The sequence below is a fragment of the Achromobacter sp. genome (assembly GCF_049647645.1).
GTDB lineage: Bacteria > Pseudomonadota > Gammaproteobacteria > Burkholderiales > Burkholderiaceae_B > Achromobacter.
The window spans coordinates 49,146-62,471 of record NZ_JBARYB010000091.1 but is presented as its reverse complement, the minus strand read 5'-3'; the positions used below and the strand labels follow the sequence as shown (position 1 = coordinate 62,471).

At 65.2% G+C, this 13,326-nt stretch carries 13 protein-coding genes; 5 read left to right on the top strand and 8 right to left on the bottom strand.

All coding sequences use genetic code 11. The features are described from left to right. Positions 1–44: 44 nt before the first annotated feature. From WBB14_RS10720 to WBB14_RS10695, 6 genes are all read right to left on the bottom strand, one after another. Positions 45–1,334 carry an NTP/NDP exchange transporter gene (locus WBB14_RS10720; protein ID WP_424239803.1) on the bottom strand — a complete coding sequence of 430 codons (1,290 nt, stop codon included), beginning with the start codon at positions 1,332–1,334 and terminating at the stop codon, positions 45–47. Positions 1,335–1,338: 4 nt separating this feature from the next. After that, positions 1,339–2,256: an aldo/keto reductase gene (locus tag WBB14_RS10715; RefSeq protein ID WP_424239802.1), complete on the bottom strand. Its 918-nt coding sequence runs from the start codon at positions 2,254–2,256 to the stop codon at positions 1,339–1,341. A 93-nt stretch (positions 2,257–2,349) separates the two neighbouring features. Beyond that, complete coding sequence (locus tag WBB14_RS10710; RefSeq protein ID WP_424239801.1) at positions 2,350–3,060, bottom strand: Bax inhibitor-1/YccA family protein; 711 nt, start codon at positions 3,058–3,060, stop codon at positions 2,350–2,352. A gap of 130 nt (positions 3,061–3,190) precedes the next feature. Next, positions 3,191–3,589, bottom strand: a complete 399-nt coding sequence (locus WBB14_RS10705; protein WP_424239800.1) for a hypothetical protein — start codon at positions 3,587–3,589, stop codon at positions 3,191–3,193. 45 nt (positions 3,590–3,634) lie between these two features. Continuing rightward, a complete protein-coding gene (locus WBB14_RS10700) occupies positions 3,635–4,099 on the bottom strand; it encodes a DNA polymerase III subunit chi (protein WP_424239799.1) in 465 nt (154 codons plus the stop codon). Between the two features lie 22 nt (positions 4,100–4,121). Next, on the bottom strand, positions 4,122–5,630 hold the full coding sequence (locus tag WBB14_RS10695) for a leucyl aminopeptidase (RefSeq protein WP_424239798.1): 1,509 nt from the start codon (positions 5,628–5,630) through the stop codon (positions 4,122–4,124). Positions 5,631–5,687: 57 nt separating this feature from the next. On the opposite strand from WBB14_RS10695, the gene lptF reads away from it, so the two are divergent. Continuing rightward, on the top strand, positions 5,688–6,791 hold the full coding sequence (gene lptF / locus WBB14_RS10690) for an LPS export ABC transporter permease LptF (RefSeq protein WP_424239797.1): 1,104 nt from the start codon (positions 5,688–5,690) through the stop codon (positions 6,789–6,791). A gap of 52 nt (positions 6,792–6,843) precedes the next feature. On the opposite strand, the gene WBB14_RS10685 is transcribed toward lptF, so the two are convergent. Beyond that, positions 6,844–7,764 (bottom strand): LysR family transcriptional regulator, encoded by a 921-nt coding sequence (locus tag WBB14_RS10685; protein WP_424239796.1) that lies wholly within the window; start codon positions 7,762–7,764, stop codon positions 6,844–6,846. 223 nt (positions 7,765–7,987) lie between these two features. Between WBB14_RS10685 and WBB14_RS10680 the strand changes: the two genes are divergently transcribed. The 4 genes from WBB14_RS10680 (at position 7,988) to WBB14_RS10665 (ending at position 12,357) form a co-directional block, all read left to right on the top strand. After that, the gene (locus WBB14_RS10680; protein WP_207470161.1) at positions 7,988–9,205 is read left to right on the top strand and encodes an ABC transporter substrate-binding protein; all 1,218 of its coding nucleotides are present in this window, start codon (positions 7,988–7,990) and stop codon (positions 9,203–9,205) included. A gap of 96 nt (positions 9,206–9,301) precedes the next feature. Continuing rightward, on the top strand, positions 9,302–10,795 hold the full coding sequence (locus WBB14_RS10675) for a CoA-acylating methylmalonate-semialdehyde dehydrogenase (protein ID WP_207470163.1): 1,494 nt from the start codon (positions 9,302–9,304) through the stop codon (positions 10,793–10,795). Between the two features lie 94 nt (positions 10,796–10,889). Continuing rightward, entirely contained in the window at positions 10,890–11,834 is a 945-nt protein-coding gene (locus WBB14_RS10670) for a CysB family HTH-type transcriptional regulator (RefSeq protein ID WP_424239795.1), read from the top strand. Positions 11,835–12,033: 199 nt separating this feature from the next. After that, a complete protein-coding gene (locus WBB14_RS10665) occupies positions 12,034–12,357 on the top strand; it encodes a DUF2325 domain-containing protein (protein ID WP_013392254.1) in 324 nt (107 codons plus the stop codon). A gap of 154 nt (positions 12,358–12,511) precedes the next feature. Here WBB14_RS10665 and WBB14_RS10660 read toward each other — a convergent pair whose 3' ends face one another. Beyond that, on the bottom strand, positions 12,512–13,171 hold the full coding sequence (locus tag WBB14_RS10660; RefSeq protein ID WP_424239794.1) for a C40 family peptidase: 660 nt from the start codon (positions 13,169–13,171) through the stop codon (positions 12,512–12,514). Positions 13,172–13,326: the final 155 nt, after the last annotated feature.

Here is a 13,326-nt window from a genome sequence, read left to right as displayed (position 1 = left end):
CTGGAGAATACGTTTGTTTCAATGAGACGGATGTTCAATAAAATCTAAGACTTGTCCTCGTTGCGCCGGTCCGCGGTCCGGCCCAGGCCATGGCCTACCGCCGCGGCGGCCAGCGCGCAGACCGCGCCCAGCGCGGCGACCAGGGCCACGCCGTAGCCCAGCATGTCCACGCCCGCCTTGACCCAGCCGCTGGCTGCGTCGCCGGCGCGGTAGACCACGGTATCGATGACATTCTTGGTCTTGTACTTGTCTTCCGGCGAGACCGCCGTGAACAGCATTTCACGTCCGGGCCGGATCAACGCGTATTCGCCGACGCGGCGCACGATCATGGCCGCGGCCAGCACGCCGAACACGGGAAAGGCCGCCAGGGCCAGGAAGGCGACCGTCATCGTCAGCGGCACGGCGGTCAGCAGGAAGCGCAGCCCCAGGCGCGTGGCGACGCGGCCGGTGATGAAGATCTGCGACGCCAGCGACAAGGCCTGCACCGTGAAGTCCAGCGCGCTGAAGACGCGGATGCGTTGGGCCGTGTCGGCAAAGGCATGCGCCACCAGCCGGGCCTGCTCCATGTAGAGAAAGGTGTTGAGCGTGGCCAGCAGGATCACCAGCAGCGAAATTCCCAGCAGATAGGGCGACTGGAAGATGCGCGAGATGCCTGCCAGGATCGAACCCTCGATCGGCCGGCGCATGTCGTCCGGCGCCGCGTCCTCGCGGTTGGCCGCGCGCCAGCGCAGCAGCCAGCGCTTGAGCGGCAGGGTGGCGGTCAACAGCAGCGCCGACAGCAGCAGCAGGCCGGCGGGACCCAGGACGCCGGCCAGCATGCCGCCCAAAAGCGGGCCGGCCAGCCCGCCGGCGCTGGCGCCCGCGGCGATCAGGGCGAACAGCCGCTTGGCCGAATCCATGCGGAACACGTCGGCCATCAGACTCCAGGCGATGGAGACGACGAACAGGTTGAAGACCGACAGCCAGACGTAGAAGCCGCGCGCGGCCCAGACGCTGCCGGGCCGCAGATGGAGCAGCACGGCGAAAGCGGCCATGCTGAGCGCGAAGAGGGCGTAGACCCAGGTCACCAGCATGTCGCGGGGCACGCGCGCCGACAGCCAGCCAAACAGCGGCACCACGGCCAGCATGGCGACGAAGGTCGCGGTGAACAGCCATTGCAGCTGGTCGACGCCCGCCTGGATGCCCATGGTCTCGCGTATCGGGCGCAGCATGAAATAGCCGCAGAACAGAAAGAAGAAAAAGGCGAAGCCGCAGGCCGCCGGCGCCAGTTCTTCCTGGGGGATGCCCAAGGCCTGCGCGGCGCGGCCTGGCAAGCTGCCGGGGGCGGGCGCCATGGCGTCAGGCCAGCAGGGCGGCGATGCGTTCCCGCATGGCGGCGTCCGGCATCCGCCCGAAGCCGGCCTGTGCGTTGTCCACCATGTTGGCCGGCTTGGAGGTGGCGGGGATGACGGCGGTGACCGCGGGATGGCTGATGATGAACTTCAGGAAGATCTGCGCCCAGGACTCGCAATCGATCTCGGCGGCCCACTTGGGCAGCGCCATGCCCTTGACCCGGCGGAACAGGGCGCCGTCCTGGAAGGGGCGGTTGATCAGCACCGCGACGCCATGGGCCTGGCAGGCGGGCAGCAGGCGCTTTTCGGCGTTGCGGTCGGCCACGGACAGATTGACCTGGAGGAAGTCGGGCTTTTCGCGTTCGACCAGTTCAGTCAGTTCGTCATGGGCATGGTCGGTGTAGTGAGTGATGCCGAGATAGCGGATCACGCCCTGCTGCTTCAGTTCGCGCAGTAGCGCCAGTTGGTTGGCGGTGTCGATCAGGTTGTGCACCTGGACCAGATCGAGCTTGTCGCTGCCTAGCGCCTGCTGCGATTGCCGGACCTGGCGCATGGCTGATTCGTGGCCCTGCGTGCTGATCTTGGTCGCCAGGAACGTCCTGGCGCGCTGGCCGCCGTCGCGGGCCAGCAGCGCGCCGGTGACCGCTTCCGCCTGCCCGTAGCTGGGGGCAGTGTCGATCAGCTTGCCTCCCTTCTGCAGCAGCGTGTCCAGCACTTGCGCCAGCGGCGCCATGGCGGCCTTGTCAGCGGGAGAGACGTTGAAGGTGTCGGCGGTGCCCAGTCCGATGACAGGCAGCGCCTCGCCGGATACGGGTATGGTCCGGGTCCACATCGGCGTCACCACGCTGAGCGCGCGGGCCGGCCACGCCGGCGCGCTCAGGGCGGCGGCTGCGGCAGTCTGGAGGAAGCGGCGGCGATCGGGCATGGCATGGTTCCGGCAGAAAGGCGCCTGGCGCGGCAAAGAAAAAGGGCCTACACGTGAATGTAGGCCCTTTGCGCCGGTTTGGCTGCGTCGCGATTATTCGCGGTTGCCGCCGAAGATGCCCAGCAGCATCAGCAGGTTCGAGAAGACGTTATAGACGTCCAGGTAGATGGCCAGCGTGGCGGACACGTAGTTGGTTTCGCCGCCGTTGACCACGCGCTGCAGGTCGACCAGCATGAAGGCCGAGAAGACGACGATGGCCAGGACCGAGATGGTCAGCATCAGCGCGGGCAGTTGCAGGAAGATGTTGGCCAGGGCCGCCACCAGGATCACGACTGCGCCGATGAACAGGAATTTCTGCAGTCCCGACAGGTCGCGCTTGATGGTCGTGGCCAGCGTGGCCATGGTGCCGAACACGATCGCGGTGCCGCCGAAGGCCGTCATGACCAGCTGCGAGCCGTTGCTCATGCCCATGACGAAGCCCAGCAGGCGCGACAGCATCACGCCCATGAAGAACGTGAAGGCCAGCAGCAGGACCACGCCCAGCGAGCTGTTCTTGTTCTTTTCGATCGCGAACATCAGGCCGAACGCGCCCACCAGGAAGACGATGGCGGACAGGCCGGGGCTGGCGCCCATGATGCGGTTGATGCCGGTGTACATGCCCACGGCAGCGCCCAGCACGGTCGGGATCAGCGAGAGCGCCAGGAGCCAATAGGTGTTGCGCAAAACCTGGTTGCGCGCGACCTCGCCCGGCGCGCCGGCTACGGCGCCGGAACGGTTAAAAGGGGACGGACGATATTCGTTCATGGAGAACTCCTGTGTACGGCAGAGTAATGTTTGCCTAGAAGGCTTAGATGGGAAGGATACCTTACAGTTCCCTGAAGAATCCAGTTCTGCCTAGAATTAGACCAGACGCGGGGAATAGGTTCCAGACGGGTCAACCCGGCCTCACATCCTGCAGGACTCGGGCCACGATACGTGGCAATTCCGCGTCCATGCGGGTCTGGATCTGGTCTATGGCCTCGGCCAGCGCCTCGCGCATCAACTGTTCGACCTCGGCCTGCAGGCGGGCGCTCAGGACCGTGGGGTCAGGCAGCGCGGCGCGAGAGGCCAGGGTTGGCGTTTCCAGTATAGCGGTATCGAGGGACGTATCGTCGCTGTCGGCCACGTCCGTCAGCAGCGGAAAGGCGTTGTCGTCATGGGCCGCCGCAGCGTCGTCGGCCAGCTCGGTCAACAGGGGGGCGTCCAAGTCGTCCTCGGCCGGCGGCGGGTAGAGCGAGGGCTCGGCCCGTTGGGTCAAGGTAGGGATGCCGTGGTCGGCGGAGCGAGAGGGCATGGTGGCTCCCGGATGTCGAGATGGCGCGCCGTACGGTCGGGGCGCTCAACCGTCCGGCTGCTGGCGGCTGAGGTCGTGGCTTTGCGGCGTATGGCCCGCGGTCAGGTAGGTCCGCCAGCGCTGGCGGGCGGCCTGTTTGTCCTCGGGGTCGTCGGAGACTATTTCAAGCAGGCGCTCGAAGGCCTCGAAACCGGGAGGGCAGTCGCTGTCCAGGTTCAGCAGCCAGGATGGTTGGGGCTGTTCGCCCTGGCTTGCCGCTGCGGCCGCCTGCTGGGGATCTCCGGCGGTGAGGACCACCGGCGTTTCGGCGGCCAGCGGATCATTGGCCAGCACGTGCGGTACGAAAGACGTGTCGTCGAATGCCCAGAGCATGCGGTCGAACGCGGCCAGGCGGGCGCCATCCCTACAGTACACCACCATCCGCTGCCCAGCCAGGTAGCGCTTGCGCACCACCTGGCAGGCGGTGCGCAAGCGGTCGGGCGCGCCGAAGGCGAAGTCGATGCGCGTCATGCCGGGTTCCGTTGCCGCCGCTTCAAGCCTGGTCCAGCAGGAACTGCATCAGCAAGGGTACGGGGCGGCCGGTGGCGCCCTTGTCCTTGCCGCCGCGCCAGGCGGTGCCGGCGATGTCCAGGTGGGCCCAGCGGTACGAGGTGGCGAAGCGCGACAGGAAGCAGGCCGCCGTGACCGCACCCGCCGGCGGGCCGCCGATGTTGGCGAGGTCGGCGAAGTTGGACTTGAGCTGTTCCTGGTAGGCGTCGTCCATCGGCATGCGCCATGCGGTGTCCAGCGACTGGCGGCCGGCGGCGGCCAGCGCGTCGGCCAGTGCGTCGTCCTTGGAGAACAGGCCGCTGTTGACGTTGCCCAGAGCCACCACGCAAGCGCCGGTCAGGGTGGCGATGTCGATGACGGCGGACGGCTTGAAGCGTTCGGCGTAGGTCAGCGCGTCGCACAGCACCAGGCGGCCTTCCGCGTCCGTGTTCAGGATTTCAATTGTCAGGCCGGCCATGCTGGTGACGACGTCGCCCGGCTTGTTGGCCTTGCCGCTGGGCAGGTTTTCGCAAGCGGGGATCAGGCCGACCACGTCCAGCGGCAGCTCCAGTTCGGCCAGGGCGCGGAACGAGCCCAGCACGCTGGCGGCGCCGCACATGTCGTACTTCATTTCGTCCATGGTGGCGGCGGGCTTGAGCGAGATGCCGCCGGCATCGAAGGTGATGCCCTTGCCGACCAGCACGATGGGACCTTGCGCGCCCTTGGCGGCCTTCTTGGCGGTCTTGTTGCCGGCGTGGCGCAGGACGATGAAGCGCAGCGCTTCCTCGGAGCCGCGCGCGACCGACAGGAACGAGCCCATGCCCAGCGCTTCGACCTGCTTGCGGTCCAGCACTTCCACCTTCAGCGATTTGAATTCGCGGGCCAGGCGCTTGGCGGTTTCGCCCAGATAGGTCGGCGTGCAGATATTGCCGGGCAGATTGCCCAGCGTGCGGGTCAGGTCCATGCCATTGGCGATGGCGCCGCCTTCGCGCAGGCCCTTCTGGGTCTGGGCCGCCTCGGCGCGTTCGACGACCTGGACGATCTTCTTGAGCTTGGGACGGGCATCGCGGTCGGGTTTGCCGAAGCTGGCGTCGTAATGATAGGTGGCGTTGCCAGCGGCGATGGCGGCGCTGCGCGCGCGGGCGATGATGGCCACGTCCGCGATCGGATTGGCGACGAGCGTGGACACGCCCTCAGTCAACTGGGCCGACACGCAGGCCGCGGCGAAGGCCTGCTCGGCCGAGGCGTGGGCGCGCGCCGAATATTCTTCCTGCTTGCCCAGGCCGACCAGCACCACGCGCTGCGCGGACACCCCGGGCAGGTTGCGCAAGGTCAGGGTGGAGCCGGCGCGGCCGCGGAACTCGGCCTTGACCACCGAACGCACCGCGCCATTGGAGGCGCGGTCGATGAGGTCGGCGGCGGGGCTCAACACGCCTTCCGCAAACACCCCGACAGCCAGGGCGGCGGTTTTGACTTGGTGCAGGGAAGCAGTGGTCTGTGTGCTAAATTCCATGAGGGTTTCCCGTGTACGTCTGTGTAGAATGCGGTCGATTATCCCGCATATTCTCCCATGTCTCTATTTAAACGCTCTGTCGTCAGCGAGATCACCAGTCACGCTGGCGTTGTCTTTTCCACGTTGCTCGTCGTGTGGCTCAGCGTGCTGCTCGTGCGCCTGCTCGGCGAAGCCGCAGGCGGCAGTATCGGAGCGGACGTCGTGCTGGTGCTGGCCGCGCTGTCGACCATCACCGCCTTGCCGACCATCCTCGCGGTCTCCGTCTTCATCGCGGTCCTCACCACCGTTACACGCAACTACCGTGAATCCGAAATGGTGGTGTGGTTCGCCAGCGGCCTGTCGCTGGCCGACTGGCTCAGGCCGGTGCTGCGCGTCGCCATCCCCGTGGCGCTGGCGGTGGCGGGGCTGACGCTGGTGGCGGCGCCCTGGGCCTACCGCCAGATCGGCGAATACCACGAACGCTTCGAGCAGCGTTCGGACCTGTCCAAGGTCACGGCCGGGCAATTCGCGGAATCGTCCGGCGGCAACCGCGTGTTCTTTGCCGAGGATCCGCTGCAGCCCAGCGACGAACTGGGCAACGTGTTCGCACGCGAAACCGGTCCCGAGTGGCTCAGCGTCCTGACCGCAAGCAAGGCGCACAGCGAAACCATGCCCAACGGCGACCGCTTCCTGGTGCTGGGCGAAGGCCATCGTTACGACCTGAAGCCGGGCACCCCCGAGATCCGCCTGGTGCATTTCGACAAGTACGGCCTGCGCCTGGAAAGCAAGTCGGGCAGCGATCCCGTGGCGGAAGCCCGCGCCAACGCGGAACGTTCCTCCAAGGCGCGCACCACGTCCCAGTTGATCGCCGACAACACCACCAACAGCTGGTCGCAGGTGATGTGGCGGATCTCGCTGCCGCTGGCCGCGCTGAACCTGGCGCTGTTGGCGATTCCCCTGGGTGCCGTCAATCCGCGCCTGGGACGGTCGGGCGACCTGCTCATTGCCGGCCTGGTCGGCCTGCTGTACATGAACCTGATCAACCTGTCGCGCGCCTGGATTTCCAACGGCAAGCTCAGCTTCGGCTTGGGGGTGTGGGCGATCCACGCCGCCGTGGCGCTGTTGACGGTTTTCCTGCTGATGCGGCGCTTGCGCGTCAAGGCGCCCAAGAACAGCGCTTGACGCCAGCCGGACCTTACGCCACGCGGCCCGCCTTGAGCGGGCCGCGCCGTTTTCAGGGCAGGTACTTCATCGTGCCGCCCTTGCCGGCCAGCAGGTCTGCGTTCTTCAGTACCGACTTGCGGATGAAATCCCACAAGGCCGTCACGCGCTTGAGCTTGCGCAGGTCTTCATGGCAGTACATCCAGAACGAACGGGTGATCTCGACCTCATCCTCCAGCACCGGCGTCAGCCGCGGATCCTGCGCCGCGATGAAGCAGGGCAGGATCGCCAGCGACTGGCCCTGCAGCGCGGCGTGGTATTGCGCAACCACGCTGGTGCTGCGCAACACCACCTTGCTGGCGGGCAGCAGGTCTTCCAGATAGCGCAACCGCTCGCTGAACAGCAGTTCGTCGACGTAGCCGATGAAGGTGTGCCCGGCCAGGTCCGCGCGCTCCCGGATCGGCGGATGGCGGGCCAGATAGCCGGGCGTGCCGTACAGGCGCAGCGTGTAGTCGCACAGCTTGCTGCACACATAGGGGCCGCGCTGGGGCCGCTCGATGGTGATGGCCAGGTCGGCCTCGCGCTTGGACAGGCTGACGAAGCGCGGCACCGGCAGGATGTCCAGCGTGATGTGCGGGTAGCGCCGCTGGAAGTCCGCCGCCAGCGGCGTCAGCACATAGCTGCCGAAACCCTCGGTGGCGCCGATGCGCAAATGGCCCGACAGCGCCTGGCCGATGCCCGACAGGTTTTCGCGGGCGGAATGCACGGTGCTTTCCATCTGCTCGGCATGGACGAACAGGCGTTGGCCGTCCTCGGTCAGCACGAAGCCCGCGCCGCGCGACTTCTCGAACAGCAGGGTGTCCAGCTCGGCTTCCAGCGCGCGGATGCGCCGCGACACCGTGGTGTGCTCGACCCCCAGCTTGCGCGCCGCGGCGCTGACCCGCTGGGTGCGGGCCACTTCAAGAAAATATCTCAGGCTGTCCCAATCAAGCACTTTCCGGCTCTCCAGGGCCGGTCGCGCACCGCGCCGCCGGCCAAATTTCACTTGTGCATTAATGCACAAGGAATGTGCATTTCTAGTGTTGCTTGTTGATTTTCACACATCTACACTGGGTCGGCGGGCTCAAAGCCTGTAGCCAGGCTTTCCGGGGCTCAAGCCCTGGGACCGCAGGCCGCGCAGACGGCGCCATAACGCATAAAACTCAGGAGACAAATCCATGAAATTGCACGCACGCGGGCTTGCCGTAGGCTTGTGTCTGGGCGCCGCATTGGTCGGCCAGGCTCAGGCGGCGGATAAGCCGCCAGTGAAGATCGGCATTCTGACGGACATGTCTGGCACCTATGCCGGCATGGGGGGACCTGGTTCGGTGGCGGCGGCGCAACTGGCGATCGACGACTGCCTGGCCGCGGAATGCAAGGGCATGAAGATCGAACTGGTGTCCGCGGACAACCAGAACAAGGCCGACGTGGGTGCGGCCAAGGCGCGCGAATGGTTCGACCGCGACGGCGTCACCGCCATCGCCGACCTGACCAATTCCGCGGTGGCGCTGGCCGTTCAGGGCATTGCGCGCGAAAAGAACAAGGTGGTGATGTTCTCCGGTCCCGCCACCACGGCGTTGACCAACAAGGAATGCTCGCCCGTCGGCTTCCACTGGATGTTCGACACCTATTCGCAGTCCGCCGGCGGCGCCAAGGCCACGGTGAGGGCGGGCGGCAAGTCCTGGTACTTCATTACCGTGGATTACGCCTTCGGGCACTCGCTGGAAGCCGACACCGCCAAGGCCGTGCAGGCGCTGGGCGGCACCGTGGCGGGCAGCGTGCGGCATCCCCTGAACGCGCCGGACTTCGCTTCCTACCTGCTGCAGGCGCAGGCCTCCAAGGCCCAGGTCGTGGCCTTGGCCAATGGCGGCCAGGACACGGTCAACGCGGTCAAACAGGCGCGCGAATTCGGCATCGTGGCCGGGGGCCAGCGCCTGGTGTCGCTGTTGATCTTCCTGTCCGACCTGCGCGCGCTGGGCCTGGAAAGCGCGCAGGGGCTGTCGTACGTGGACGGTTTCTACTGGGATTACGACGATGCCACGCGCCAGTGGTCCACGCGCTTCGAAAAGGCCTTCCGCGGCCTCAAACCCACCATGACGCAGGCCGGCGTGTACTCCAGCGTGCGGCACTACCTGCGTTCGGTCGCCGCGTCCGGCAGCACCGACGGCAAGGTGGTGGCCGACAAGATGCGCGCGCTGCCCATCGAGGATCCGATCATGCGCAACGCGTCCATCCGTCCCGATGGCCGCGTGATCCACGACATGTACCTGTACGAAGTGAAAAAGCCGGCCGAGTCCAAGGGCGGCTGGGACTATTCCAAGTTGGTGGCCACCATTCCGGCGGCCGAGGCCTTCCAGCCGCTGGCGGATTCGAGCTGCCCGCTGGTCAAGAAGTAAACCCTGGCGCGCCGGCAGGCCATGGCCGCCGGCGCGCCTGAAGATCCATGAACGCGGATTCCATCCGCATCGACTACGCAGTGTGAGGAGCATCAAATGAGTGAAGTCCCCCGCGTTCCGCTATTGATCGGCGGCAAGCTCGTGCAGTCCAAAACCACCGAATGGCGGGACGTGATCAATCCCGCTACCCAGGAGGTCGTCGCCAAGGTGCCCTTCGCCACGCGCGAAGAACTGGACCTGGCCATCTCCAACGCCAAGGAGGCTTTCAAGACCTGGCGCAACAGCGGGCAGGGCGCTCGCATGCGCGTCATGCTGAAGTTCCAGGAACTGCTGCGCGCCAACTCCGGCAAGCTGGCCGAAATGATCACCCGCGAGCACGGCAAGACCCTGCCGGACGCCGAGGGCGAAGTCGGCCGCGGCCTGGAAGTCGTGGAGCACGCCTGCTCCATCGCCAACTTGCAATTGGGCGAGTACGCCGAGAATGCCGCGTCCGGCATCGACGTCTACACGCTGATCCAGCCGCTGGGCGTATGCGCGGGCATTACCGCGTTCAACTTCCCGGTCATGCTGCCTTGCTTCATGTTCCCGATCGCCGTGGCCTGCGGCAACACCTTCATCCTCAAGCCCTCCGAGCAGGACCCGACGTCGTCGTTGTTCCTGGCGCAGCTGGCGCTGGAAGCCGGCCTGCCGGCAGGCGTGCTGAACGTGGTGCACGGCGGCCCGGAAACGGCCAACGGCCTGTGCGAACATCCCGATATCAAGGCGGTCTCGTTCATCGGTTCGACTCGTGTCGGCACCGAGATCTACAACCGCGCTTCGGCCGCCGGCAAGCGCTGCCAGTCCATGATGGGCGCCAAGAACCACTGCGTGATCCTGCCGGACGCCGATCCCGAGGTTGCGCTGAACCAGCTGGTGGGCGCCGCCTTCGGCGCGGCCGGCCAGCGCTGCATGGCCTCGTCCGTGGCCGTGCTGGTGGGCGAAGCCCGCAACTGGCTGCCCGACTTCGTCGAACGGTCCAAGAAGCTCAAGGTCAATTCCGGCATGGACCGCGAAGCGGACCTCGGCCCCCTGGTTTCGCCCAACGCCAAGAAGCGTGTCGAAAGCCTGATCCAGAAGGGCGTGGACGAAGGCGCCAAGCTGCTGCTGGACGGCCGCAGCCTGAAGGTTGCCGGCTTCGAGCAGGGCAACTTCGTCGGCCCGACGATTTTCGACGGCGTCACCGAAAACATGACCATCTACACCGAGGAAATCTTCGGGCCGGTCCTGTGCGTGGTGGGCGTGGAAACGCTGGAAGACGCGGTGGCGTTCATCAACCGCAACCCCAACGGCAACGGCGTGGCGCTGTTCACCCAGGACGGCGGCGCGGCGCGCTACTTCCAGAACAACATCGACGTCGGCCAGGTTGGCATCAACGTGCCGATCCCCGTGCCGGTCGCCTGGTTCAGCTTCACCGGTTCGCGCGGCTCCAAGCTGGGGGACCTGGGCCCCAACGGCAAGCAGGCGGTGCAGTTCTGGACTCAGACCAAGACCGTCACCGCACGCTGGTCGGCTCATGCCAAGAGCGTGAACACCACGATCTCGATGCGCTGAACTGGGGACGCCTCGCAAGTAAGCTTATATAAATAAGTTATATAACGAGTCGTCCTTATTACTTATAATTGGCCCGTCTATCAGGGGCCAATTCATGAACCTGCAGCAATTTCGTTTTGTGCGTGAAACCATCCGGCGCGACTTCAACCTGACCGAAGCCGCCCGGATGCTCTACACCTCACAGCCCGGCGTCTCCAAGGCGATCATCGAGTTCGAGGACGAACTGGGCATCAAGATCTTCGAACGGCACGGCAAGCGCATCAAGGGCCTGACCAAGCCCGGCCTGGCGGTGTCGCAGGTCATCGACCGCATCATGCGCGAGGTGGACAACCTGAAGAAGGTCAGCGATGAGTTCGCGCGCCGCGACGAAGGCGGCCTGGTCATTGCCTGCACCCACACCCAGGCGCGCTACCTGCTGCCGCGCGTCATTCCCGCGTTCCGCAAGCAATTCCCCAAGGTGCACCTGTCGCTGGCCGAAGGCAGCCCCGCGCAACTGGCCGAAATGGTGCTGCACGAGCAGGCCGACCTGGCCTTGGCGACGGAATCGCTGGCCTTGACGCCAGGCTTGGCGACCTTGCCGGTCTATGCCTGGGAACACACCGTGGTGGTGCGCCCGGATCATCCCTTGGCCGAACTGACCTCCAGCGCCGCCAAGCGCCTGTCGCTGGCGCAACTGGCCGAGTTCCCCATCGTCACCTATGACCGCGCCTTCACCGGCCGCAGCACCATAGACGAAATCTTCGCCAACCAGGGCATCCATCCGGACATCGTGCTGGAAGCCATCGACGCCGACGTCATCAAGACTTATGTCGACGTGGGCCTGGGTATCGGCATCATCGCCGGCGTGGCTTACGATCCGCGCCGCGACGGCAATCTGGTGGGCTTGCCCGTGGGACACCTGTTCGGGACGCACACGACCCGCGTGGGCGTGAAGTCCGGGGTGTTCCTGCGCGACTACGTCTACACGTTCCTGGAAATGCTGGCGCCTTCGCTGACTCGCGCGGTGGTGACCGAGGCGGTGCAGGGGGCGCCCAAGTAGCAAGGGCCGGTTTTTGCGGGGAGCAAGAGGCGCGGCGCCATTGGGCGGCGCGCCTTTTTTTCTTGGCGCGCCGCGGTCCGCGCTATCCCTTTCCATATGCTCATAAAAATAATTAAATAAGAACTGATCTCATTTGAGTTGACTAAAAAATAGGAATCATTATCATTACATCAGTCTCAACGACCCAGTGAGGTTCATCATGACGGCAGGATTAAGTGCAGTGGTAGTGGGCGCCGACCGCCTAGGCAACATCCCGGATCTGCTCAAAGGACACAATATTTCGATCACGCACCACATCAGCGGCCGTGATCCCTCGCATCAGAAGAAGACGTTGCAACTGCCCTCCGGCACCCAGCTGGTCATCCTGCTGACCGATTTCCTGGGCCACAACGTCATGAAAACCTTCCGCAATGCCGCGCAACGCGGTGGCATCCGCGTCGTGGCTTGTCGGCGTTCGGTATGCAGCATGCAGCAGGCCCTGCAGCAATGCGGCCTGTGCCCGCGCTCGGGCTCGGTGCACTGACAGCGCGGTCTGCCGCCGCCAAACAAAAACTGGGGAGGCCGAAACGGCCTGCGACCCTGGGTCGCGAAGAGATATGAAAAACGCCGCCGGACTGGAAAGTCCGGCGGCGTTTTGCTTGTAGCGAGGAGAGCCTGGCGGCTATCCTGGAAAGGTGTCAGTTGGCGGCGCGGGCGGACGCCATCAGGCTGTTGTCCAGGCGGCGCGCGCCGTTGTAGCGCTTGGACCAATAAGCCATGGTCATGTTTTCCACGCGAACCACGCCGCCGGCGCTGGGCGAGTGCACGAAGCGGTCGTCGCCCAGGTAGATGCCCACGTGCGAGTAACGGCGGCCCAGCGTATTGAAGAAGACCAGGTCGCCGGCCTTCAGCTCGTTCTTGGCGATGGAGACGCCTTGTTGTGCCATTTCGGCGGCGTTGCGCGGCAGCTTCAGGCCGAGCGAACGTTCGGCGGTGTAGGTGACCAGGCCGCTGCAATCGAATCCGGTATCGGGGGAGTTGCCGCCGAAGCGGTAGCGGATGCCCAGGTGGTTCAAGGCTTCGCTGACCAGGGCGTTGTCGCTGTTGACGCCCGAATGGGTCTTCTGGCGCTCGCGCTTGAATTTCTGGCTTACCAGCACGCCGATGGGATCATCGGTGGTGGCTACCCATTCCGTTTCGTAGGGATCGATCTCGGACGTATGGGCGGTTGACTTTTGATTTGTAGCGGCACAACCTGCCAGACCTACCACGCACGCAACCAACGCCAGCAAGCGCAGACCGCGAGTTGCTTGGCCGGAGGATGAATTCAGTCTCGCGTGGTTGGAGTGTCGATGCATGCGCCTGGGGGTGATTTGCAGATAACGGCAAAAAACACGGAATTCGCCGTGAATGTGGCCGAGATGTCAGCAAAATCAACATTGTTCTACAACTTCGCGGGGATTCTACCAAACTTTTAAGACCTGTTCGTGACGAAACCGGCCTAAAGGTCCAT

Coding starts and splice junctions, on each gene's coding strand:
- WBB14_RS10670 (WP_424239795.1), top strand. CDS start 10,890: ATGAACCTGCAGCAATTTCGTTTTGTGCGTGAAACCATCCGGCGCGAC.
- WBB14_RS10720 (WP_424239803.1), bottom strand. CDS start 1,334: ATGGCGCCCGCCCCCGGCAGCTTGCCAGGCCGCGCCGCGCAGGCCTTG.
- WBB14_RS10700 (WP_424239799.1), bottom strand. CDS start 4,099: ATGACGCGCATCGACTTCGCCTTCGGCGCGCCCGACCGCTTGCGCACC.
- WBB14_RS10715 (WP_424239802.1), bottom strand. CDS start 2,256: ATGCCCGATCGCCGCCGCTTCCTCCAGACTGCCGCAGCCGCCGCCCTG.
- WBB14_RS10695 (WP_424239798.1), bottom strand. CDS start 5,630: ATGGAATTTAGCACACAGACCACTGCTTCCCTGCACCAAGTCAAAACC.
- WBB14_RS10660 (WP_424239794.1), bottom strand. CDS start 13,171: ATGCATCGACACTCCAACCACGCGAGACTGAATTCATCCTCCGGCCAA.
- WBB14_RS10680 (WP_207470161.1), top strand. CDS start 7,988: ATGAAATTGCACGCACGCGGGCTTGCCGTAGGCTTGTGTCTGGGCGCC.
- WBB14_RS10665 (WP_013392254.1), top strand. CDS start 12,034: ATGACGGCAGGATTAAGTGCAGTGGTAGTGGGCGCCGACCGCCTAGGC.
- WBB14_RS10675 (WP_207470163.1), top strand. CDS start 9,302: ATGAGTGAAGTCCCCCGCGTTCCGCTATTGATCGGCGGCAAGCTCGTG.
- WBB14_RS10705 (WP_424239800.1), bottom strand. CDS start 3,589: ATGCCCTCTCGCTCCGCCGACCACGGCATCCCTACCTTGACCCAACGG.
- WBB14_RS10710 (WP_424239801.1), bottom strand. CDS start 3,060: ATGAACGAATATCGTCCGTCCCCTTTTAACCGTTCCGGCGCCGTAGCC.
- lptF (WP_424239797.1), top strand. CDS start 5,688: ATGTCTCTATTTAAACGCTCTGTCGTCAGCGAGATCACCAGTCACGCT.